At 68.7% G+C, this 23770-nt stretch carries 18 protein-coding genes; 8 read left to right on the forward strand and 10 right to left on the reverse strand.

Features of this window, described 5'->3' with window-relative positions; genetic code table 11:
• Positions 1-6 precede the first annotated feature (6 nt).
• From AB0947_RS36955 to AB0947_RS36965, 3 genes are read right to left on the reverse strand one after another with little or no spacing between them, the layout of a single operon-like run.
• The gene (locus tag AB0947_RS36955) at positions 7-1020 is read right to left on the reverse strand and encodes an ABC transporter permease (protein WP_366754759.1); all 1014 of its coding nucleotides are present in this window, start codon (positions 1018-1020) and stop codon (positions 7-9) included.
• Complete coding sequence (locus AB0947_RS36960) at positions 1013-1936, reverse strand: ABC transporter permease (RefSeq protein ID WP_366754760.1); 924 nt, start codon at positions 1934-1936, stop codon at positions 1013-1015. The genes AB0947_RS36955 and AB0947_RS36960 overlap by 8 nt, the downstream gene beginning before the upstream one ends.
• A gap of 6 nt (positions 1937-1942) precedes the next feature.
• Positions 1943-3568 (reverse strand): ABC transporter substrate-binding protein, encoded by a 1626-nt coding sequence (locus AB0947_RS36965; protein WP_366754761.1) that lies wholly within the window; start codon positions 3566-3568, stop codon positions 1943-1945.
• Positions 3569-4040: 472 nt separating this feature from the next.
• Here AB0947_RS36965 and AB0947_RS36970 point away from each other — a divergent pair, with 472 nt between their 5' ends.
• The 6 genes from AB0947_RS36970 (at position 4041) to AB0947_RS36995 (ending at position 11173) form a co-directional block, all read left to right on the forward strand.
• Positions 4041-5069: an ABC transporter permease gene (locus tag AB0947_RS36970; protein WP_366754762.1), complete on the forward strand. Its 1029-nt coding sequence runs from the start codon at positions 4041-4043 to the stop codon at positions 5067-5069.
• Between the two features lie 80 nt (positions 5070-5149).
• Positions 5150-6910, forward strand: coding sequence for an ABC transporter substrate-binding protein (locus AB0947_RS36975; RefSeq protein WP_366754763.1), 1761 nt, complete (start codon positions 5150-5152; stop codon positions 6908-6910).
• 95 nt (positions 6911-7005) lie between these two features.
• Positions 7006-7986, forward strand: coding sequence for an ABC transporter permease (locus AB0947_RS36980; RefSeq protein ID WP_366754764.1), 981 nt, complete (start codon positions 7006-7008; stop codon positions 7984-7986).
• Positions 7987-8057: 71 nt separating this feature from the next.
• Positions 8058-9095 (forward strand): ABC transporter ATP-binding protein, encoded by a 1038-nt coding sequence (locus tag AB0947_RS36985; protein WP_366754765.1) that lies wholly within the window; start codon positions 8058-8060, stop codon positions 9093-9095.
• 26 nt (positions 9096-9121) lie between these two features.
• Positions 9122-10165: a dipeptide ABC transporter ATP-binding protein gene (locus AB0947_RS36990; RefSeq protein ID WP_366754766.1), complete on the forward strand. Its 1044-nt coding sequence runs from the start codon at positions 9122-9124 to the stop codon at positions 10163-10165.
• A 255-nt stretch (positions 10166-10420) separates the two neighbouring features.
• Positions 10421-11173: a class I SAM-dependent methyltransferase gene (locus AB0947_RS36995; protein ID WP_366754767.1), complete on the forward strand. Its 753-nt coding sequence runs from the start codon at positions 10421-10423 to the stop codon at positions 11171-11173.
• Positions 11174-11214: 41 nt separating this feature from the next.
• Here the strand turns inward: AB0947_RS36995 and AB0947_RS37000 are convergent, their stop codons facing one another.
• The 7 genes from AB0947_RS37000 to AB0947_RS37030 form a co-directional block, all read right to left on the reverse strand.
• The gene (locus tag AB0947_RS37000) at positions 11215-12336 is read right to left on the reverse strand and encodes a dipeptide ABC transporter ATP-binding protein (RefSeq protein WP_366754768.1); all 1122 of its coding nucleotides are present in this window, start codon (positions 12334-12336) and stop codon (positions 11215-11217) included.
• 13 nt (positions 12337-12349) lie between these two features.
• Positions 12350-13411: an ABC transporter ATP-binding protein gene (locus AB0947_RS37005; protein ID WP_366754769.1), complete on the reverse strand. Its 1062-nt coding sequence runs from the start codon at positions 13409-13411 to the stop codon at positions 12350-12352.
• Positions 13412-13426: 15 nt separating this feature from the next.
• Complete coding sequence (locus AB0947_RS37010) at positions 13427-14404, reverse strand: ABC transporter permease (protein WP_366754770.1); 978 nt, start codon at positions 14402-14404, stop codon at positions 13427-13429.
• Positions 14405-14496: 92 nt separating this feature from the next.
• The gene (locus AB0947_RS37015; protein WP_366754771.1) at positions 14497-16290 is read right to left on the reverse strand and encodes an ABC transporter substrate-binding protein; all 1794 of its coding nucleotides are present in this window, start codon (positions 16288-16290) and stop codon (positions 14497-14499) included.
• Between the two features lie 104 nt (positions 16291-16394).
• Positions 16395-17435, reverse strand: coding sequence for an ABC transporter permease (locus AB0947_RS37020; RefSeq protein WP_366754772.1), 1041 nt, complete (start codon positions 17433-17435; stop codon positions 16395-16397).
• Positions 17436-17927: 492 nt separating this feature from the next.
• Positions 17928-19835, reverse strand: a complete 1908-nt coding sequence (typA, locus tag AB0947_RS37025; protein ID WP_366754773.1) for a translational GTPase TypA — start codon at positions 19833-19835, stop codon at positions 17928-17930.
• 172 nt (positions 19836-20007) lie between these two features.
• Entirely contained in the window at positions 20008-22314 is a 2307-nt protein-coding gene (locus AB0947_RS37030; RefSeq protein WP_366754774.1) for an ABC transporter family substrate-binding protein, read from the reverse strand.
• Positions 22315-22627: 313 nt separating this feature from the next.
• On the opposite strand from AB0947_RS37030, the gene AB0947_RS37035 reads away from it, so the two are divergent.
• A complete protein-coding gene (locus AB0947_RS37035) occupies positions 22628-22915 on the forward strand; it encodes a hypothetical protein (RefSeq protein ID WP_366754775.1) in 288 nt (95 codons plus the stop codon).
• A gap of 28 nt (positions 22916-22943) precedes the next feature.
• Positions 22944-23765, forward strand: coding sequence for a hypothetical protein (locus AB0947_RS37040; protein ID WP_366754776.1), 822 nt, complete (start codon positions 22944-22946; stop codon positions 23763-23765).
• Positions 23766-23770: the final 5 nt, after the last annotated feature.

Consider the following 23770-nt stretch of genomic DNA (forward strand, 5'->3'; position numbering starts at 1 on the left):
CGTGCGTCACCTCAGCTTCGGGTCGAGGGCGTCGCGGACCGCGTCGCCGAGCATGATGAACGCCAGCACCGTCACCGCCAGGGCACCCGAGGGCCACAGCAGGGCGTGGGGCGCGTTGCGGATGTAGGGGGAGGCGGCGGAGATGTCGATGCCCCAGGAGACGCTGGGGGGCTTCAGGCCCACGCCGAGGTAGGACAGCGTCGCCTCCAGGGCGATGTAGGTGCCCAGCGCGATGGTCGACACGACGATCACCGGGGCCACCGCGTTCGGCGCGATGTGCCGCAGCAGGATCCGTGCGTCGGAGGCGCCCAGCGCGCGGGCGGCCTGGACGTAGTCGTTCTGCCGGGCGGTGATGACCGAGCCGCGCGCGATGCGGGAGATCTGCGGCCAGCCGAGCAGCACCATGAACCCGATGACCGGCCAGACCGTATTGGAGGTCACGACCGAGAGGAGGACGAGTCCGCCGAGGACGACCGGGATGGCGAAGAAGACGTCCGTGATCCGGGACAGCACCGCGTCCCACAGGCCCCCGAAGTAGCCCGCCAGCCCGCCCAGCACCGACCCGAACACCGACACCCCGAGGGTGGCCAGCACCCCGACCGTCACCGACGCACGGGCGCCGTACACCGTGCGCGTGTAGACGTCGCAGCCCTGGCCGTCGTAGCCGAAGGGGTGCCCGGGAGCCGAGCCGTCCTGCGCCTTGGCCAGGTCGCAGGTGAGCGGGTTCCCGGAAGCGATCGCCGACGGCCGGAGCGAGATGAACACCAGGAAGAGGATGACCAGGGCGGAGAGCAGGAAGACCGGGTTGCGGCGCAGGTCCCGCCAGGCGTCCGACCACAGGGAGCGCGGCTTGCCGGCCGGCCCCACGCCTCCCGGCCCGGCTCCCCCGGCCCCGGGGCCCTCCGGTCCGCCCGGGGTCCGCTCCAGCGTGGTCGCCTCGCTCGCCGCGAGGTCCATCGCGCCGCCCATCCCGGTACCGGCGACGGCACGCCCGGCCTCGTACGGCTGCTGCTCAGGCATAGCGGATCCTCGGGTCGAGTACGGCGTACAGGAGGTCGACGAGCAGGTTGGCCGCCAGGAAGACGAGGACGAGTACGGTGACGAAGCCGACGACCGTCTGGGTGTTCTGGCGCAGGATGCCCTGGTAAAGCTGGTAGCCGACGCCGTGGATGTTGAAGATGCGCTCGGTGACGATCGCCCCGCCCATCAGCGCCCCGATGTCCGTGCCGATGAACGTGACCACGGGGATGAGCGAGTTGCGCAGCAAGTGGCGGGTGATGACCCGCCGCCGGGGCAGGCCCTTCGCGACGGCCGTGCGGACGTAGTCCGCGCGCTTGTTCTCCGCGAGGGAGGTGCGGGTCAGCCGGGTGACGTAGGCCAGGGAGACCGAGGCGAGGACCAGCCCCGGCACGATCAGCTCGCCGAAGGCCGCGTCCGGGGAGACGGAGGGTCTGACCCAGGCCCACTTCACGCCGAGCAGCAACTGGAGCAGCAGACCGGTGACGAAGGTGGGGACGGAGATCACCACCAGGGTGAGCAGCAGCACGGTGGTGTCGACGGGCCGGCCGCGCTTCAGGCCCGTGACGACGCCCAGCGCGATGCCGATGACGGTCTCGAACAGGATCGCCACGACGGTCAGCCGGATGGTGACCGGGAACGCGGTGCCCATCAGCTCGGTGACCTTCTGCCCGTTGAACGCCGTGCCGAAGTCGCCGGTGAACAGGTGCCCCATGTAGGTGAGGTACTGCTGCCAGACCGGCTTGTCCAAGCCGAACTCCCGCTTCAGCTGGGCCGCCGTCGCCGGGTCGCACGCCCGCTCCCCGCACAGGCCCGCCACCGGATCGCCCATCACGTTGACCATGAGGAAGATCAGCAGCGTGGACCCGACGAAGACGGGGACCATCTGGAGCAGTCGCCGGACGACATAGCGCCCCATCGCGGCTCAGCTGACCTTGATCTCGTTGTAGACGGGCACGCTGAACGGATCGAGTGCCACGTCGGACAGCCGCTCGGAGTAGCCGGCGCTGCCGTTCTGGTACCAGAGCGGGATGGCGGCCATGTTGTCCCGGACGACGCCCTCGGCCTGCTGGAACAGCCGCACGGCCTTGGCCCGGTCGCTCTCGGCGTTGGCCCGGTCGACCAGTGTGTCGAACTCCTTGTCGGACCACTTGCCGTCGTTGGAGGAGGCGTTCGTGTAGTACAGCGGCTGGAGGAAGTTCTGGATGAGCGGGTAGTCCATCTGCCAGCCCGCGCGGAACGGTCCGGTCATCTTGTGCTGCCCGATGCGGTTGCGGAAGTCGGCGAAGGTGCCGACCGGGTTGCCGACGCACGCCTTGTCGTTGCCGAGGGCGTTGTTGATGGAGTTGCACACGGCGTCCACCCACTCCTTGTGCGAGCCCGTGTCCGCGTTGTACGTGATCCTCACCTGGCCGCCGGGGATCCCGCCGCCCTCCTGGACCAGCTTCTTCGCCTGGTCCGGGTGGTACTCGCAGGGCTTGCCGCACAGGCCCTCCTTGAAGCCGCCGGCCACGCCGAGGACGGGCGAGGTCCAGTCGGTGGCCGGGGTGCGGGTGCCGTGGAAGATCGTCTCGGTGATCTGCTTCCGGTTGATCGCCATGGACAGGCCCGTGCGGACCTTCTCCGAGCCCGGCTTGTCCCACGCCTTGTCGTAGTAGGGGAAGGCGAAGGTCTGGAGGATGCCGGCCGGGGTGTTGATGTAGCGGTCGCCCAGGTCGGTCCTGACGTTCTTCAGCTGGGCGGCGGGCACGTCGTCCACCAGGTCGAGGTTGCCGGACATCAGGTCGGTGTAGGCGGTGTTGCCGTCGGTGTAGACCTTCAGGTCGACCCCGCCGTTGCGCGCCTTGTCCGGGCCCGGGTAGCCGTCCCACTTCCGCAGGGACATCTGAGCGCCCTTCATATAGGAGGCCACCGTGTACGGGCCGTTGCCGACCGGTTTCCGCAGCCAGGCCGCGTGGTCCGTGAAGAAGGCGCGCGGCAGCGGGGCGAAGGCCGCGTAGCCGAGGGTGTCCGGGAAGCTGGAGAACTTCTGGCTGAGCCGGACGGTGAAGGTGTGGTCGTCCACCACCTTCAGCCCGGACAGGGTGTCGGCGGTCTGCCGGCCGCTGCTGGGGTGGACCTTGTCGTAGCCGTCGATGTAGCCGAAGAAGAGGGCGTTCTTCTGGTTGTTCCTCAGGCCGGCGCCGTAGTTCCAGGCGTCCACGAAGGAGCGGGCGGTGACCTTCTCGCCGTTGGAGAAGGTCCAGCCGGGCTTCAGCCTGATGGTGAAGTTCCGCGAGTCGTCGGTGTCGATGGACCGGGCGAGCATGTCGGTGGCCTTGCCGGTCCTCGGGTCGTACTTCTTCAGGCCCCGGAAGATCATGTCGAGGACCTTGCCGCCCTGCACCTCGTTGGTGTTGGCGGGCTCCAGCGGGTTCTGCGGGTCGCCCCAGGAGGAGCTGAGCACCGCGCCGGCGGTGCCGCCGCCCGAGCCGCCGCCCCCGCAGCCGGTGGCGGCGAGGGCCAGCGCCGCCGCGCACACGGCCCCTCGGGCCCGGGTGACTCCCCGCATGGCGTGCCTCCTCCGCGACGTTGATCCACTACTGGTCAATATCGTCATATAAGGCATGTATCGCATGCCCGCCGCCCGATTGAGCGGCCTTTGGGGGGAGACGTCATCCGAATGCACGCACCACCCCCTCGGGGGGCTTGATGATCTTGCGTGGAGAGCGCAATAGATCTTCGCGTAACGATGCCGAAACGTTGGATTGCGACGGGCCGATGTACGCATGTCGACACTCCACCGTCCGCATATCGAACGCCTTGCCCGTTTAGTCGGATTGGCCCGATGTGAAGCACGGATTGATTACGGCGCGCTACCCGCGTAGCTACGGAACGATCAAGTAAAGGTAAAGAAGGTAAAGAGAAAACCAAGGCGACCGAGAATTTATTGACCTTGAATGAATTGCGTTGAAAAAGTCCGGCGTAGCCCGTAGGGGAGTGCCCTGCGGAGTCATCAGACCCTCCCTTGGGCCAGGAGCACCATGACCCTCCCAACTCCATCTGCGGCTGTCCCCCTCGAGGTGACCGACGAGTCCGTCGAGAAGGTGACTCCTTCCGGCGACCCGAAGGGCGGCGAGGGGCGTTCCCCGGGACGACTGGCCTGGAAGCGCTTCAAGCGCGACCGGACAGGCGTCATATCGGCCTGCATCGTGATCTTCTTCTTCGTGATCGGCGTCGCGGCGCCGCTCATAGCCAAGGTGTACGGCAAGGACCCGTACACCACCTACGCGAGCCAGGACCCGAGCCTGCTCGACGCCTTCTCGTACCCCGCGGGCCCCAACGGCGGCATGAGCTCCGAGTTCTGGTTCGGCATCGAGCCCCAGCTCGGCCGGGACGTGTTCACCTTCCTGCTCTACGCGATCCGCAACTCCCTGGGCATCGCCACCGCCGCCACCCTGCTGACCACCATCGTCGGTGTCGTGGTGGGCGTCACGGCCGGCTACCTGGGCGGCAAGACGGACTACCTCGTCGGCCGGGTCATCGACATCCTGCTGTCGTTCCCGTCCACGCTCTTCTTCATCGCCTTCATGCCGGTCGTCTACGGCATCTTCGTCAAGCCGGACGACAACATCCCGACCGGGCTGGTCGTCTTCTCCCTGATCGTCGTGCTGTCCGCCTTCGGCTGGGCGTCCATCGCGCGTCTGCTGCGCGGCCAGGTGCTCGGCCTGCGTGAGCGCGAGTTCGTCGAGGCGGCGAAGGTCACGGGCGCGTCCCCGATGCGCATCGTGTTCAAGGAGCTGCTGCCCAACCTGTGGACCCCGATCATCATCCAGTCCACGCTCATGCTGCCGGCGTACGTGACCGCCGAGGCGGGACTGGCCTTCCTCGGCGTCGGCGTCACCGACCCCACTCCCGACTGGGGCGTGATGATCGGCCGCGGCGCCACGTTCTACACCGAGGACATCACCTTCCTGCTCTTCCCGGGCCTCGCCATGGTGATCTTCGTCCTCGCCTTCAATCTGCTCGGCGACTCCGTACGCGACGCGCTCGACCCGAAGTCGAAGCGGTAGCAACGCAGTTCCACCCGGCCCGGGGCGGAGACACCCGGCTGGTCCCGTCTGTTCCGACCAACCTTCTAGGCAGGCTCAGCATGTCCTTTTCTCGTAGAAACTTCCTGATCGCCACCGGTGTGGCGGCAGCCTCCACCTCGGTGCTGAGCGCCTGCAGCAGCGATGACTCCAAGGGCTCCGGTCGCGACGACGTGCCGTCGGTGAGCAAGTCCAAGACGGTCAACATCCCGGTCGGCACGAAGGCCGACTCGGTCGGTCCGGCTCCCGAGGTCGCGGGCGCCGTCAAGGGCGGCACGATCTACTCGCTGGACCAGTTCGACATGGACCACATGGACCCGGCGCAGATCTACGTCTCCACCGAGGGCGCCATCACCATCCCGATCATGCGTGGCCTGACCGGCTACAAGATCGACGACAAGGGCGGCTGCACCCTCGTCGGCGACGTGGCCACCGACGCCGGCACCATGAAGAACGGCGGCAAGACCTGGTCGTTCACCCTCAAGGACGGCATCAAGTGGGAGGACGGCTCCGACGTCTCCATGGACGACGTCCGTCACACCTTCGAGCGCCTCTTCGCGAGCTTCATCACCGAGGGTCCGCGCTACGTCCAGCAGTGGCTGGTCGGCGGCGACAAGTACAAGGGCCCGTACGACGGCAAGCAGCTCGAGTCGATCGAGATCTCCGGCAAGACGGTCACCTTCCACCTCACCGAGCCCCGCACGGACTTCAACTACACGCTCGCCATGCGCGGCTACTCCCTGGTGCCGAAGAAGCACGACACCAAGGAGAAGTACGACAAGCGCCCGTTCTCCTGCGGTCCCTACAAGATCGGTGACCGCAAGATCGGCAAGTCGCTGACCTACGTGCGCAACGAGCACTGGGACGCGAAGACGGACCCGATCCGCAACGCCTACCCGGACAAGTTCCTCTTCCAGTTCGGCTTCGAGCTGATCGCCTCCACCGACCGCTACATCGCGGACAAGGGGAACGACCAGTACACGATGTCGATCTTCAACGAGGTCGCCCCGGAGCGCATCGCCCAGGTCCTCACCAACGCGAAGCTCAAGCAGCGCGTCCTCACCCAGGTCGACACGGTCACCTACTACTGGCCGATCAACACGACCCGCATCAAGGACGTCAAGGTCCGCCAGGCCATCAACTGGGCGTGGCCGCACCTGCAGCTCCAGACCATCCGCGGCGGCAAGGCCTCCAGCGAGCTGGCCACCACGATCCTCAGCCCGGTGACCCCCGGTTACCAGAAGTTCGACCTCTACGGCACGGACAAGAAGCCCGGTGGCGACCCGGCCAAGGCCAAGGCCCTGCTGAAGGAGGCCGGCAAGCTCGGCCAGAAGCTGGTCATCGCGTACCAGCACTCCGACAACGCGGTGAAGTCCGCCGTCGCGATCAAGAACGCGCTGGAGGCGGCCGGCTTCCAGGTCGTCAACAAGCAGGTCGACAAGTCGACGTTCTACACCCAGATCGGCAAGATCGACAACGAGTACGACCTGTTCGCGGCCGGCTGGAGCCCGGACTGGCCGAACGGTTACTCGGTCTTCTACCCCTGCTGGAGCGGCAAGAACATCGGCGACGGCCGCAGCAACTACGCCCAGCTGAACGACCCGAGCGTCAACAAGGCGATCGACGCCGCGGCGAAGATCGCCGACCCGGCGGAGGCCAACAAGGCCTGGGGCAACGTCGACCGCCAGATCATGGAGCTGGCGGCGGTCGTCCCGGACTACCACTCCATCCGCAACTGGATGCACGGGTCCAAGGTCGGCAACGTCGTGTTCGACGCCGGCAACACCTGCATCGCGCTCTGCAAGCTGTACGCCAAGAAGTAAGGCGCACGACCCCTCGGGGGCGGCCAGGACCTGGCCGCCCCCTCCGGCCCACCCCTCACCCCGGCGACGGCGCCCCGTCCGGAAAGTCACGCCCCATGTTCCGCTTCCTCGTCCGCCGACTCCTCGGCGCGCTGGTCATCCTGTTGATCATCAGCGCGGTCACGTTCTGGCTGTTCTACGCCATCCCGCGTGACCCTGCCATGATGTCCTGCGGCAAGAACTGCACGCCCGACATGCTGAAGCAGGTGCGGCACAACCTGGGCATCGACCACCCGATCCCGGTCCAGTACTGGTACTGGCTCAAGGGCATCTTCGTCGGACGCAGCTACGGCGACTTCGGCAACTGCAGCGCTCCGTGCCTGGGCTACTCCTTCGCCAACCGTGAGCCGGTCCTGGGCACGATCATGGACAGGCTCCCGCTGACGCTCTCCCTCGCCTTCGGCGCGGCCGTGGTCTTCCTCGTCATCGGTGTGGGCGCGGGCATGATCGCCGCCCTCAAGCAGGGCAAGTGGCAGGACAAGGTCGCCAGCTCGGCCTCGCTGCTCGGCTCCTCGCTGCAGATCTACTTCGTCGGGTACATCGCGATGTACTTCCTGGTCTTCAAGCTGGGCGTCCTGGACAACCCGTCGTACACGCCGATCACCGAGAACCCGGTCAAGTGGGTCTCCGGCCTGCTGCTGCCGTGGCTGGTGCTCGCCATCATCTTCACCGCCAACTACACGCGCATGGCCCGCTCGCAGCTCGTGGAGCAGCTCAGCGAGGACTACGTCCGCACGGCCCGGGCCAAGGGACTCTCCCGCCGCAACGTCTTCCTCCGCTTCGCCTGGCGCGGTGCGATGGGCCCGATCGTCACGATCTTCGGTGTCGACCTGGGCACCCTGATCGGCGGCGCGATCATCACCGAGTCCGTCTTCAGCCTCCAGGGCGTGGGCCGGCTCGCGCTCGACGCCGTGAACAAGAGCGACCTGCCCATGGTGCTCGGCGTCACCCTCCTGTCCGCCGGCGCCATCGTGATCTTCAACATCGTCGTCGACGCCGTCTACGCCCTCATCGACCCGCGGATCCGGCTCGCCTGACCTCCGCCTCGCCGTCCCTTCCCACCCGCCCCACCCGGCGACACCTCGCATCACCCCCCAGGAGCGTCCCCGTGACGAGCACCGATCAGCAGCCGTTCCTCTCCGTCAAGGACCTCAGGGTCCACTTCTCCACCGAGGACGGCATCGTCAAGGCCGTCGACGGACTCAGCTTCGACCTCGTCAAGGGCCAGACTCTCGGGATCGTCGGCGAGTCGGGCTCCGGCAAGTCCGTCACCAACCTGACGATCCTGGGCCTGCACGACCGCGACCGCACGGCGATCGAGGGCGAGATCGTGCTGGACGGCAAGGAGCTGCTCACCGCCTCCGAGAAGGAGCTGGAGCGGCTGCGCGGCAACAAGATGTCGATGATCTTCCAGGACGCGCTGGCGTCGCTGTCGCCGTACCACACGATCGGCACGCAGATCGGCGAGACCTACCGCAAGCACACGGGCTGCTCCAAGTCCGAGGCGCGCAAGCGCGCGATCGAGATGCTGCGCCGGGTCGGCATCCCGCAGCCGGACATGCGGGTGGACGACTACCCGCACCAGTTCTCGGGCGGTATGCGCCAGCGCGCGATGATCGCCATGGCGCTGGTGTGCGACCCCGAGCTGCTGATCGCGGACGAGCCGACGACCGCCCTGGACGTGACGGTCCAGGCGCAGATCATGGACCTGCTCAAGGACCTCCAGCAGGAGTTCGGCACCGCGATCATCTTCATCACCCACGACCTCGGCGTCATCGCCGACATCGCCGACGACGTGCTGGTGATGTACGGCGGCCGGTGCGTGGAGCGCGGCACCAAGCAGGAGGTGCTGCGCGACCCGCAGCACCCCTACACCCTGGGTCTGCTGGGCTCGATGCCGAGCCTGCAGGGGTCGGTGGACGTGCCGCTGACGCCGATCCCCGGTTCGCCGCCCTCGCTGCTCAACCCGCCGTCGGGCTGCCGTTTCCACCCCCGGTGCGCCTTCGCCGAGAAGGTGGCGGGCGGGCTGTGCTCCAAGGAGAGCCCGCTGCTCGAGGTCGTCGACGGCCGCGGCGCCGCCTGCCACCTCACCCCGGAGCAGAAGCGGGAACTCTTCGCTGACTTCGCCGGAACCCGGCACAACTGACGGACACGAGAGCGGATTTCACGATCATGAGCAACACGAACCCCCTCCTGGACGTCTCCGGGCTGACGAAGCACTTCCCGATCAAGGGCGGCTTCCCGATCCGGCGGACGGTCGGCGCGGTGCAGGCCGTCGACGGCCTGGACTTCCAGGTCGGCGAGGGCGAGAGCCTGGGCCTGGTCGGCGAGTCGGGCTGCGGCAAGTCGACCACCGGCCGGCTCATCACGCGCCTGCTGGAGCCCACCAGTGGCAAGATCACCTACCGCGGTCAGGACATCACGCACGCCAACCGCAGGCAGCTGGCGCCGATCCGCTCCGAGATCCAGATGATCTTCCAGGACCCGTACGCCTCGCTGAACCCGCGGCAGACGGTCGGCAAGATCATCTCCGGTCCGATGGAGATCAACGAGGTCGACCCGCCCGGCGGCCGGGAGAAGCGGGTCCGTGAGCTCCTGGAGATCGTCGGCCTGAACCCCGAGCACTACAACCGGTTCCCGCACGAGTTCTCCGGCGGCCAGCGCCAGCGCATCGGCGTCGCCCGCGCGCTCGCCCTGGAACCCAAGCTGATCGTCGCGGACGAACCGGTCTCCGCCCTGGACGTCTCCATCCAGGCCCAGGTCGTCAACCTGCTCCAGAAGGTGCAGCGCGAACTCGGCATCGCGTTCGTGTTCATCGCCCACGACCTCGCGATCGTGCGGCACTTCTCCCAGCGCGTGGCGGTCATGTACCTCGGCAAGATCGTCGAGATCGGCGACCGCGAGGACCTGTACGACAACCCGCGCCACCCCTACACCCGGGCCCTGCTCTCCGCCGTGCCCGAGGCCACGGTGGACGAGGAGCCGCGCGAGCGCATCCGCCTGGCCGGTGACGTGCCGTCCCCGATCAACCCGCCCTCCGGCTGCCGCTTCCGCACCCGCTGCTGGAAGGCGACCGAGAAGTGCGCCACGGAGGCTCCGCCGCTGGTGCAGGTGGAGGGCAACAAGCCGGGCCACCTGACGGCGTGCCACTACCCGGAGACGGAGCCCACGATCCCGGCCCCCCGTCTCTCCAAGGACCCCGAGGCGGCGGCCTGACACACCCCTTTCCGTCAGCCGCCACCTTGCGGATCGGACTGTCACGGCCCATTGACCCGAGCCCTTGATCGTCCGCTCCAGGGGACGAGGGCCCGCGCCTCCCCAGGCACGGGCCCTCCTCCGCGTTCCGGGCCCCCACGCCTTGGGCCGGCCCGCCTTCCGTGCGGCCGGCCTCAACCCCCGCGTAGGTATGAGGTGTTCGTGAACCGCCGGTTTCCTGACCCACCGTTCAAGACGGTGTGTCAGACTGCCGCGGTGGTGGATCACGTCTTTGCCGATCTCTCGCTCGCCGCGCTGTACGACAGCCTCAATCCCTGGGGACCGGGTGACGACTTCTACCTCGGTCTGCTGCGGGACGCCGGCCGCGTGCTGGACATCGGGTGCGGCACCGGCCGGCTGCTGCGGCGGGCCCGGGCCGAGGGGCACCGAGGACGGCTGATGGGCCTCGACCCGGCCGCCGCCATGCTCGTGCAGGCCCGGCGGGCGCGGCCGGACGTCGAGTGGGTGCTCGGCGACGTGCGAGTGCGGCGGTGGCAGGAGGAGTTCGACCTCGTCGTCATGACCGGGCACGCCTTCCAGGAGCTCGTGACGGACGAGGAGATCCGGGTCTGCCTGCGCGCTGCCCGCGCGGCCCTGCGGGACGGGGGACGGTTCGTCTTCGAGACCCGCAATCCGGGTGCCCGCGCCTGGGAGCGGTGGACGCCGGACCGGGTGCACGAGATCAGCGCCGCCGACGGCACCGCGGTGCGGGTCTGGCACGAGGTGCGGGGCGACGGCCCCGACCGGGGCCGCATCCGCTTCACCGAGACCTACGCCGGCCCCGGCTGGCCCGCTCCCCGGGTCAACCACAGCGTCCTGCGCTTCCTGGACGCCGGCACGCTGGAGACGTTCCTCGCCGAGGCGGGCCTGGCCGTCACCGAACAGTACGGCGACTGGAACCGGGGCCCGCTGACGGACGCCTCCCCGGAGATCATCACGGTGGCCCGCCGGGCCGGCACGGGAGCCTAGGGTCTTCCGTCTGGATCGGGCCGGATCCAGACGAAGGGCCCTCAGCCCGTCTGGTCCTCCTCCAGTGCCGCCAGTGCCGGGTCCAGGACGATGTCCTCCTCACGGGCCCCGATGGTCGGCTCCTCCGGGAAGTGGCAGGCCGTCAGGTGGCCGTCGCGGTTGCCGGAGAGCCGGAGCAGCGGAGGCTCCTCGGCCGCGCACTTGTCCTGTGCCTTCCAGCAGCGGGTGCGGAAGCGGCAGCCCGACGGCGGGGAGATGGGGGACGGCACGTCACCGGCGAGGCGGATGCGCTCACGGTGCCGCCCCTCCCCTTCCGTCAGGGTCACCTCGGGGACGGCGGACAGCAGGGCGTGGGTGTAGGGGTGCCGCGGCCGGGTGTAGATGGAGTCCCGGTCGCCCACCTCGATGATCTTGCCGAGGTACATCACCGCGACACGCTGGGAGAAGTGGCGCACGACGGCCAGGTCGTGGGCGATGAACACGAACGCGATGCCCAGTTCCCGCTGCACCTTCTGGAGCAGGTTGACGACCTGGGCCTGGATCGACACGTCCAGCGCGGACACCGGCTCGTCCGCGACGATCAGCTTGGGTTCCAGGGCAAGCGCGCGGGCGACGCCGATGCGCTGGCGCTGGCCGCCGGAGAACTCGTGCGGGAACCGGTTGTAGTGCTCGGGGTTGAGACCGACGATCTCCAGGAGCTCACGGACCCGCCTCTCCCGGCCGCCCTCAGGATGGATGCCGTTGATCTCCATCGGCCCCGAGATGATCTTGCCGACCGTCTGCCGCGGGTTCAGCGACGAGTACGGGTCCTGGAAGATCATCTGGATCTCGGAGCGGATCGGCGCCAGCTGCCTGCGGTTGGCGTGGCTGATGTCCCGGCCGCGGTAGGTGATCGTGCCGCGGGTCGGCTCCAGCAGGCGCGTGATGAGCCGGCCGGTGGTCGACTTGCCGCAGCCCGACTCGCCGACCAGGCCGAAGCTCTCGCCCTCGCCGACCTGGAAGTCCAGGCCGTCGACGGCCTGCACCGCGCCGACCGTCCGCCGGATCGGGAAGCCGCCCTTGACGGGGAAGTGCTTGACCAGCCCGGAGACCTTCAGCAGCGGCTGCGACGCCGTGTCGTCACCGGCCTCGCGGGGGGTGGGGAGGACCAGGTCCTCTGTCATGACGGTTGTCCTCCTAGCCCAGACGGGGCCTGATCTCTTCGTTGAAGATGGTGCGCTTCCGCTCCGCGCTCAGATGGCACGCCGAGGAACGGTCCGGTCCCAGCAGCGGGCGCTCGGTGACACACCGGTCACCCTCGACCCGGTCCCGGAAGGTGCACCGGGGGTGGAAGCGGCAGCCGGTCGGCGGGTTGAGCAGGCTCGGCGGGGTGCCGGGGATCGGCGAGAGCGGGGTGCCGAGGTCGGAGTCCAGCCGGGGCATGGAGTTCAGCAGACCCCAGGTGTACGGGTGCAGCGGCGCGCTGAGCACCTCGTCGACGGTGCCGCGCTCCACCGCGCGCCCGGCGTACATGACCATGATGTCGTCGGCCGTGTCGGCGATGACCCCGAGGTCGTGGGTGATGAAGACGATCGCCGTGCCGAACTCCCGCTGGAGATCCTTGAGCAGGTCCAGGATCTGGGCCTGCACGGTCACGTCCAGCGCCGTGGTCGGCTCGTCGGCGATCAGCAGGTCCGGGTCGCAGACCAGCGCCATGGCGATCATCGCGCGCTGGCGCATGCCGCCGGAGAACTGGTGCGGGTAGTCCCGCGCGCGCTCCTTGGGGTTGGGGATGCCGACCTTGGCGAGCATCTCCACGGCCCGCTCCCAGGCGGCCCGCTTGGAGGCGCCCGTGTGCTTCATGTACGGCTCGGCGATCTGCCGGCCGATGGTGTAGAAGGGCGACAGCGCGGTGAGCGGGTCCTGGAAGATCATCGCCATCCGGTTGCCGCGGAGCTTCTCCATCTCCTTCTCGGTGGCGGTGATCAGTTCCTTGCCTTCGAGGAGGATCTCCCCGTCGATCGTCGTGTACATCGGGTCGTGCAGCCCGAGGACCGTCAGGTTGGTGACCGACTTCCCCGAGCCCGACTCGCCCACGATGCCGAGGGTCCTGCCGCGGTGCAGGTCGAAGGAGAGGCCGTCGACGGCCTTGACCGGGCCGTCCTCGGTGGAGAACGTCACCTGGAGATCGCGTACCGAGAGGAATCCGTCCGGCCCGGCCGGGGCCGGCGCCCCCTCGGCCTTGGTCACTGTGGTCACGATGGCTGGTTCTTCCTAGGAGAGCCGGATGCGGGGGTCGATCCACGCGTAGGTGATGTCGGTCAGGATGTTGATGACCAGGATGAAGAAGGCGCCGAACAGCATGACCCCCATCGTCAGCGGCAGGTCCTTGTTGACCGCGCCGTCCACGGCCAGCCGGCCGATCCCCTGGAGGGAGAAGGTCAGTTCGGTGACGACGGCACCGCCCAGCATGGAGCTGACATCGATGCCGAGCACCGTGACGATCGGGATGAGCGAGCCGCGCCAGGCGTAGCGCAGGAAGACGTACTTGCGTGACATGCCCTTGGCCCGGGCGGTGCGCACATGGTCCTCGGCGAGCTGTTCGATCATCGAGGAGCGCGCCATACGGGTGTACTGCGCGGTGAAGATCGTGGCCATCACGCAGACCGGGATCGACATCCCGACGAACCAGCCGACCGGGTCCTGGGTGAGGGGCACGTACCTGGGGTCCTCCATCCAGCCGGTGCTGTAGACGAGGACCGTCAGCACGATCGGGCCGAGGAAGTAGATCTGGAACGAGCTGAGCACCATGGACGCGCCGGTGGCGACCTTGTCGACCAGGGTCCCGCGCCGGTAGGCGGCGATCATGCCCGCGCCGATGCCGATGACGAGGAAGACGATCGCGCCGCCGGCGGTCAGGGTGAGGGTCAGCGGGAACCGGTCCATGATGGTGCTCCAGACCATGTCCCCCGAGTAGAACGACACGCCCAGGCAGGGGGCCGAGCAGTGCCCGGTCGGGAAGTCGCGGCCCGTCACGATGCCGGACATGAAGTCCCAGAACTGCTGGGCCAGGGGCAGGTTGAGCCCGAGGGCCTCCCGGATGTCCGCCAGCCGCTGGGGCGAACAGTCCTTGCCGCAGGCCAGGGAGGCGTAGTCGGAGGGTGCGGCCACGAAGAGGAAGAACGTCGCCGCCCCGATGAGGAAGAGCGTGACGAAGGCGCCGACCGTGCGCCGGATGATGAACTGAAGCATGGCGGGCTGGCTCTCTGCGGAGACGGTGGGTAGGGGGCCCTCGGACAGGGGGCGCGCTCGCTGCCGAGCGCGCCCCCTGGGTCAGCCGCGGGTCACGACTTCAGGTACAGCCGGGTGATGTCGATGAGGCTGGACACCGAGCCGTAGCGGGCACCGCCCACGTTGGAGCCGGAGATCTGGAACTGCTTCGTGTACCACAGCGGGGCCGCCGGGATGACGTTCTCCAGCAGGTAGTGGTGCGCTTCCTTCCAGGTCTTGGCGGCGTCGGTCGGGTTCTGCGTCACGGCCTTCTTGATGAGGGCGTCGACCTTCGGGTCCTTGACGTGCGAGTAGTTCGCGGAGCCGTCGAAGACCTGCGTGCCGTCGTAGATCGGGGTGACGACGGTGCCCGGGGACGGCCAGTCCTGGCCCCAGCCGGTGATGTAGGCGTCGTACGGGTTGTCGAGCTTGCCGATCTGCTCGTAGTAGCTCGCCGAGTCGACCTCCTTGGCGACGACGTCGATCCCGACCTTGGTCAGGGCGTCCTCGATGGCGACCTTGCGCTTCTGGCCGGCCTCGCTGTTGGGGTAGGCGAACACGATCTTCTTCTCGCCGGCCGGGACGCCGCTGAGGATCTCCTTGGCCTTGGCGATGTTGCCCTGCGGGGTCTTCAGACGGCCGTAGGGGTCGTAGCTCGCCTCGTAGCCGGGCAGCGTCGGCGCGAAGTAGTTCGGCGCGACGTCACCGCCGTAGGCACCGCCCTCTCCGGCGATGAGGGACTTGGAGTTGACCGCGTAGGTGATGGCCTCGCGGACCTTCTTGTCCTTGACCCGGTCGAGGTTGAAGGCCAGCGTCATCACGTAGGGCTGATAACCCTTGACCGTGCGCTTGCTGGCCTCCGGGTTGTTGATGACGTCCTGGATCTGCGTGGCCTCGACGCCGTTGGTGAGCTGGATGGCGTTCCTGTTCTCGCCCTTGTCCGCGATCAGACGCTTGGTCTGGGTGGACTCGGTGACGCCGAACTGGATGGTGAAGCCGTCCACGTACTGGTGGCGCACGGAGTCGGTCTTCGGGTCCCAGTTGGTGTTCCTGACCATCTTCAGGGTCTTGCCGGGCTTGTTCTCGGCGATCTTGTACGGGCCGGTGGAGACCGGCTTCTTCTCGTAGCCCTCCTTGGTGTCGCCCTTCGCCGGGACGACGGCGTAGCCGGTCATGGCGAGCGTCTGCGGCAGGTCCGGGCGCGACTGGTCGAAGTGGAAGACCACCGTCTTGTCGTCCGGGGTGTCGAGCACCGAGGCCGGCAGGTGCTTGCCGTCGAAGCCGCCGCCGGGCAGGGCCTTGCGGTAGTCCGCACCGCTCAGCCAGGTCTGGAGGTAGGTCGGGCCGTCGAAGATGAACTTCGCGTACTGGCGCTCGACGGTGTGCCGGACGTCGGCCGACGTGATCGGGTTGCCGTTCTCGTCCTTGATGCCGTCCTTCAGCGTGAAGGTCCAGGTCTTGCCGCCGTCGGAGGACTTGCCGGAGTCGGTGGCGAGGTCACCGACGACGGACACGTTGCCCTTGTCGTCCTCCTGGAACTGGGTCAGGCGGCGGAAGAGCAGGTTGGCGACCTGGCCGGCGTCGGAGACGTAGATCTGGGCGGGGTCCAGGTGGGACAGGCCCGCCTCCTGGTACACCGTGATCGTGCCGCCGGGTTTGGCGCCGGGCACGTCCTTCGCGGGTCCGGTCGAGCCCGCGGCGTCGACGTAGGTGACCGCCTTGGACTGGACCGCCGCTTCCTTCTGGTCCTTCTTGGAGTCCCTGCCGGATTTGCCGCCCTCGTTCTTGGAGCAGCCCGTGAGAGCCAGGGAGCCGGCCGCGATGGCGATCACTACGGCACGCGCTCCGCGGGCGCGATGAGACATCATGTGGCGAATCCACCTACCTGTCGGTTGTTATCCGTGAGATCTGCCGGGCGCCGGCCGGGTGCGGGCCGGCGGGGGCGGCAGCCACCCCCCACCCAACGGACGACCTACCGCCCGGACTTGGGGTCGAACGCGTCCCGTACGGAGTCCCCGAGGAGGTTGAAGCACAGGACGAAGATCACCAGCGCCACCCCGGGGAAGAACATGAACGCCGGGTCCTGCTCGGCGTACCGGGCGCCGGCGGCGAAGAGGCGTCCCCAGTCGGGCGTCGGCTCGACGAACCCGACGCCCGCGAAGGACAGGAAGGCGATGCTGAGGATGGTGCTGGGCAGTTGGTACGTGAACTGCACCAGGATCGGGGTGACGACGTTGGGCAGGATCTCCTTGCGCACGATCCGCCACGGCGAGGCGCCCGACACCTTGGCCGCCTCCACGAACTCCCGTTCGCGCAGGGACAGTACGGTCGAGCGGACCAGTCGGGCCATGCCCATCCAGCCCAGCAGCCACAGCACGATCAGCATGGCCAGGGCGCGGAAGTAGGTCGGCGTCTCCTCGCGGGGATTCACGAAGAACGACGTGACGACGGGCATAAAGGCGATGAAGAACAGCTGTTGCGGGAAGGAGAGGAAGAAGTCGGTGCCCCGGCCGATCCAGTAGTCCGTGCGGCCGCCGAAGTAGCCGCCGATCAGGCCGATCAGGATGCCGGTGACCATGATGAGGACGGTGATGCCCAGCGCCATGTACAGCGAGGTGCGCATGCCGTACAGCAGCATGGCGTAGAGGTCGCGGCCGTACTGCGGTTCGACGCCGAACCAGTGGTCGCCGGAGACGCCCCCCAAGTACCCCAGCGGAAGCCCGAATTCGTCGAGGACGGGCTTGTCGGCGTAGGTGGGGTCCTGTCCGTACAGGGTGTACGGATCAGTGCCCGGCAGCTTCGCCAGCAGCGGTGCCAGCAGGGCGACGACGAAGTAGCCGATCACCACCACGGCGCAGATGACGCCCGTGCGGTCGCGCTTGAAGCGCAGCCACATCAGCTGGCCGGGGGACCGGCCCGCGAGCTGCACGGGTTCGCTCTTCGTCTCCGGCCCTGGTGCGCCGTCGACGACGATCGAAGCCCCGCCGCCCTCTATATCGATAGGACTTGTCACGGTTCGTCCGTTTCACAGGTATGAGCGTGAGAGGTGTCCGCGTACTCCGAGAACGCGCGTGACCGCAGTCGGACGCGCGTAGTTACCGGGGTTCCCTCCTCATGACTTCACGTGTTCACCAACCGGCAAGGGTTTCCGTCTTCCCTCCGACACCCCTGACGGAGGGTCAGAAACCCAGTGGTGCTCGTGAGTCGGCGCTGTCCCCACAGCGCGAGACCCATTGACCCGAGCGCTACGCGGCTAACTATCTGCCATGGGTCGACCACCGACCACTGCCCGTAGATCTCAATTCAGTCACAGCTCACGCCTACACCTTCCAAAATCTGGACAAACTGTTCGTCAGAAGAAGGCGCGAAACGGACTTGTTACATGGCTATCGGGCAGCGATCTCCGCATGTCGGACATGGGCCGCCCGAAAACCGGTTGCAAAAAGCCCGGGTTCCCCCACGATGGGGGAACCCGGGCTCGGACAGCCGGGAAGGTGGCCGGGAATCAGCTGTGCTTGGCGCGGCTCGCGGCGCGCGCCCGCTCCCTCTGGTCGAGCACGACCTTGCGGATGCGAACGGCCTCCGGGGTCACCTCGACGCACTCGTCGTCACGGCAGAACTCCAGCGACTGCTCCAGCGACAGCTTGCGCGGGGGCACGATCGACTCGGTCACATCGGCCGTCGAGGACCGCATGTTGGTGAGCTTCTTCTCCTTGGTGATGTTGACGTCCATGTCGTCGGCGCGCGAGTTCTCGCCCACGATCATGCCCTCGTACACCTCGGTGCCCGGCTCCACGAAGAGCACGCCGCGCTCCTGGAGGTTCGTCATCGCGAACGCGGTGACGGCACCGGCGCGGTCGGCGACCAGGGAGCCGTTGTTGCGGGTCTGCAGCGGACCGAACCAGGGCTCGTGACCCTCGTGGATGGAGTGGGCGATGCCCGTGCCGCGGGTCTGGGTCAGGAACTCGGTACGGAAACCGATCAGGCCACGGGACGGCACGACGAACTCCATGCGGACCCAGCCGGAGCCGTGGTTGGACATGTTGTCCATGCGGCCCTTGCGGACGCCCATGAGCTGCGTGACCGCGCCCATGTGCTCCTCGGGCACGTCGATCGTCATCCGCTCGACCGGCTCGTAGACCTTGCCCTCGACGTCCTTGGTGACCACCCGGGGCTTGCCGACGGTCAGTTCGTAGCCCTCCCGGCGCATGGTCTCGACCAGGATGGCGAGCGCCAGCTCACCGCGGCCCTGCACCTCCCAGGCGTCCGGGCGCTCGGTCTCCAGCACGCGCAGCGAGACGTTGCCGATCAGCTCGCGGTCCAGGCGGTCCTTGACCTGGCGGGCGGTGACCTTGCGGTCCTTCACGGCCGCCTTGGCGTCCGCGCCCTTGCCGGTGCCGCCCCGGCCGACCAGCGGCGAGGTGTTCGTACCGATCACCATGGAGATCGCCGGCTCGTCCACCGTGATCAGCGGCAGCGCAACCGGGTTCTCGGTGTCGGCCAGCGTCTCGCCGATCATGATGTCCGGGATGCCGGCGACCGCGCAGATGTCACCCGGGCCCGCCTTCTCGGCCGGCTTGCGGGTGAGCGCCTCCGTCATCATCAGCTCGGAGATGCGGACGTTGCTGACGGAGCCGTCCCGCTTGATCCAGGCGACCGTCTGGCCCTTGCGCAGTTCGCCCTGCTCGACGCGGAGCAGCGCGATACGGCCGAGGAAGTTGTCGGCGTCCAGGTTGGTGACGTGCGCCTGGAGCGGGGCGTCCTCGTCGTAGGTCGGGGCGGGGATGTGCTCCAGGATGGTGGAGAAGAACGGCTCCAGGCTGTCGCTGTCGGCCGGGACCGTGCCGTTGTCCGGCTTGGTCAGCGAGGCGATGCCGTCACGGCCGCAGGCGTAGACGATCGGGAACTCGATCTGCTCCTCGTCCGCGTCCAGGTCGAGGAAGAGGTCGTAGGTCTCGTTGACGACCTCGTCGATGCGGGCGTCGGGGCGGTCCGTCTTGTTGATGCACAGGATGACGGGGAGCCGGGCCTGGAGCGCCTTGCGCAGCACGAAGCGGGTCTGCGGCAGCGGGCCCTCGGAGGCGTCCACCAGCAGCACGACACCGTCGACCATCGACAGACCGCGCTCGACCTCGCCGCCGAAGTCGGCGTGGCCGGGGGTGTCGATGATGTTGATGGTGATGGGCTCCCCGCCGTCCTTGGGGTGGTACTTCACCGCCGTGTTCTTGGCGAGGATCGTGATGCCCTTCTCACGCTCCAGGTCGTTCGAGTCCATGACGCGGTCGTCGACCTGCTCGAGCTGGTGGGCGGCGAAGGCACCGGCCTGCTTCAGCATGCCGTCGACGATGGTGGTCTTGCCGTGGTCGACGTGGGCGACGATGGCGACGTTGCGGATGTCGTGGCGCGTGGCCATATTGTGGCGTACTCCCGGAGTGTGCGGACTGCCCTGCGCGTACGTCCGTGCCGCGCGGGCCTGCCGGGCTGGACACGCCACGGCCTCACCCCATGGTACGTGGCCGCCGCCGCCAGAGCTCGCCGGGATACGTCGGTGCAGCTCAGGCCGCCTCCGGCGCACCCGGCGCCGGCTATTTGGCCGGGCTCGGCGAGACCTTCGCGCCCTTCTTCAAGAAGCCCATGTCCTCGTAGACCGGCGTCGCGAAGCCGAAGGCCCCCGCGTTGACCACGTTCTTGCGGACGCCCACCAGCTGGGGCCGCTGGTAGAGCGGGATCGAGCCGGCGGCGGCCCAGATGCGGGCGTCGGCCTTGCGGATCAGGGAGCGCGCCTCGTCCTCGTCCAGCGTGGTCGCGGCCTGGTCGAAGAGCTGGTCGACCTGGTCCGTGCCGACCCGAGTGTAGTTCTGCTCGACGTTCACCGAGCCGTCCGCCGCCGCGACGGGCTTGGCGTAGATGGGCCGGGCGTCCGTCGCCGGGAACGCGGAGGACGGCCAGGAGTACAGGGCGAGGTCGTAGTCGCCGGCGGCGATGTGGTCCTTGAAGTAGCTCTCGTCCGAGACCTTGGTGATCGTCGTGCGGATGCCGACCTGCTCCAGCATCGCGGAGATCCGCTCGCCGACCGAGTTCAGCGTCTGCGAGCCGGACCCGGAGGGCAGGACGAAGCGCAGCGCGAGCGGCTTGCCGTCCTTGGCGAGCGGTCCGGCGGGCGCGGCGGCCGGGGCGGCCGTGCCCTTCGGGGCGTACGCGCCGGGCGCGCCGCCGTGTTTGCCCTCTCCCGGGACACGCTGGTCGGGGTGCTCGTGCTGGTCGCCGGCGGACTCCTTGCGCTCGTTCTTGCCGTCGCCGTCCGTGCCGCCGTGGCTCCCGCCGCCGGGCCCGTCGTCGCGGCCCTTCTCGTCGTCGTCCTCCCCGACGATGTACTCGCCGTCCTTGCCGCCGTTCGACACGTCCTCGGTGGGACGCTGGGGGCCGGCCGCCTTCTCGGGCTTCTTCGGCTCCTTGAGCGGGCCGCCACGCACCCAGCCGGCGTCGGCGAGCAGCGCCTGCGCCTCCTTGGCGTCCTGGCCGCCGATCGCGCCGCTGCCGTCGGCGTAGGCGGCCTGCCCGGACAGGGCGAGGTGGCTGCCGACGGGTAGGGCGGGCAGCCCCAGCGGGGTGAGCACCAGCCGGGCCAGCTCCCCGCGGTCCAGGGCGCGGGCGACGGCCCGGCGGACCCGTTCGTCGGCGAGGGGGCCGGTGGAGCCGTTGAGGGCGAGCTGGGTGTAGGCGGGCTCCAGGGACTTGCGGACCTCGACGTCCCGCAGCGCCTGCTGCTGCTCCAGGTACCGGGTGACGGCCTTGCGCAGCTTCTCCTTGCCGGCGTGCACCTGGTCGGAGTCGAAGCCGTGCGCGAGCGCCCAGTCGCGCAGCTTCTTCGCCGAGGTCCTGCCCCCGGCGCCCTGGAGCGGGGTGCCGGTGCCCTTCTCGCGGTGGGCGAGGCCGATGCGCTGGGCGTCGGCGGAGTCGACCTCGGCGAGGTCCGCGCTGCCGTCGGCGAGGGCGGCGGCCCGCTTGTCGCGCGTCACGGCGTGCAGCACGATCTCGTTGAGCTTGGCGGGCTTGCCCCACCAGCGCGGATTGCGGGTGAGGACCACGTCCTTCTTGGCGGTGTCGACCTTCGCGACCTTGAACGGCCCGGCGGTGACCTTCAGCTTGCGCCGGGCGCCGTCGTTGAAGGCGTCCGGGGTGCCCATGACGTCCTTCGGGTACAGCGGGGAGAACAGCGACTTCCAGTCGGCGTAGGGGCGGGAGAAGGTGACCCGCACCTGGAGGTCGCTGGCGCCGCGCTCGATCTTGGCGATGCGGTCGTAGCCGGCGTTGCGGGCGGTCCAGAAGGCGCTGTTCCTGCCGGACAGGGCGCGCCACTGGGCGACGAAGTCGGCGGCGCCGATCTCCCGGCCGTCGGTCCACACGGCCTGCTGGTTCAGCTTGTACAGCACGACCTGGCGCGGCTCGGTCTCGATGACCTCGGCCGACTCCAGGTAGGCCGGGTTGGCCACCGGCCGCCCGGCGGCGTCCAGCCGGAACATGGACGGCAGCACGGCCTGGGCGACCCGGCTGGTGCCGGCGTCGGCGTCGGCCTGGAAGGTGTTCAGGGTCTCCGGTACGGCGTCCACGGCCCACTTCAGGGTGCCGCCGTCGGCGACCTTGTCGCGGGTGACCAGAGCGATGTCCTGCGGTGCGAGGGGGGTGCCGGCCTCGTCGTCCTCGCCGCAGCCGGCGAGCAGCGGGACGGCGAGGGCGCCCGCGCCGAGGAAGACCAGGACGCGCCGCACGTGCCGGGACCGGCCGCCGGCCGTGCGCAGGGGCGTCGTGGCCGGTCGCGCCCCGCGGCGGAGCCGCCCGTCGGTGGAGCCTCGCGCCGCTTCGGGGCGCTGTCCAACGCCGTCGTAGGACATCTCTGCTACCTCCAGGAAGCCACGGGCCTTATGCTCACATTTGTCGGTATATGGAGCTGATCACGTTTGGCGGTATATGGAGCTGATCAGATCTATGCGGCCACTGAAGAGGAAAGGATCCGGACACGGTGGGCGACACGACGGCGACGGCCCGTAAGCCCACCCGTGCGGCGCAACACACCGGGCGGTGCGTCCGTACGCCCCGGCCAATCGCTGCACATCCCTTCACACCGGCGGTCGGGAGGCGCGAGACTCCAAGGCGCATGAACGTTGCCGCCCATGACCGCCGGACCCGCGGAAGCGAGGGCAAGTCATGTCCGTGCACGACGACATCAACGCCGTCCAGCGCTGTCTCGACGACCTCAACCGGTCCGTGAGCCGCCTGGAGAACCAGCTCGGCGGCGCTCTGGAGATACGCCGCGTCCGCCTGGACGCCGACCACCTGCGCGAGAGCGTGGCACTGCTGCGGGAGGCCGCCGCGGCCCCGGCCACGCCACGCCGGCCCGACCTCGTCACCATCTCCGACGCGCCCTACGACATCAGCCTGTGGACGGACTCGGACGACGAGGGCCTGGGCGCCCGCGACCGCCGCGCCCCCTGACACTCCCCCGAACCGACCGGAGTCCCCCTTGGCCACTGGTACGGAACCCCAGCAGAACGGCGGTGGCGTACGCACCCGTACGCGCGCCGCGATCGCCGCCCCGCACCTGCGGACCGACCGCTGGTGGCTGGCGCCCGCCGCCACCGCGGCCGGCCTGCTGGCCTTCGTCGTGTACTCGACGTGGCGGGCCTTCGCGAACGCCCACTACTACGCGGCCCCGTACGTCTCGCCGTTCTACTCGCCGTGCCTGGCGGAGAACTGCCGGACCATGCGCGCCGGGCCCAACGCCCACCTCTTCGGGAGCTGGTGGGGGATCTCCCCCGCCGTCATCATCCTGATCTTCCCGCTCGGCTTCCGGCTGACCTGCTACTACTACCGCAAGGCGTACTACCGCGCCTTCTGGGCGTCCCCGCCCGCCTGCGCGGTGGCCGAGCCGCACCGGACGTACACCGGCGAGACCCGCTTCCCGCTGGTCCTGCAGAACGTCCACCGCTACTTCTTCTACGCCGCCCTGCTGGTGGCCGGCGTGCTGACGTACGACACCGCGCTGTCCTTCCGGGACCAGCACTACCGGTGGGGGCACATGGGCCTCGGCACCCTGGTCTTCCTCGCCAACATCGCGCTGATCTGGGCGTACACCCTCTCGTGCCACTCCTGCCGGCACATCGTCGGCGGCAAGCTCAAGCACTTCTCCCGGCACCCCGTGCGCTACCGCGCCTGGCGGTTCGTCGGCCGGCTCAACGCCCGTCACATGCAGCTGGCCTGGGCCTCGCTGCTGAGCGTGGCGCTCGCCGACTTCTACGTCTACCTGGTCGCGTCCGGGGCTTTCGACGATCCACGCTTCTTCTAGAGATC

It is taken from the genome of Streptomyces sp. NPDC047841, assembly GCF_040704085.1.
Lineage (GTDB): Bacteria > Actinomycetota > Actinomycetes > Streptomycetales > Streptomycetaceae > Streptomyces > Streptomyces argyrophylli.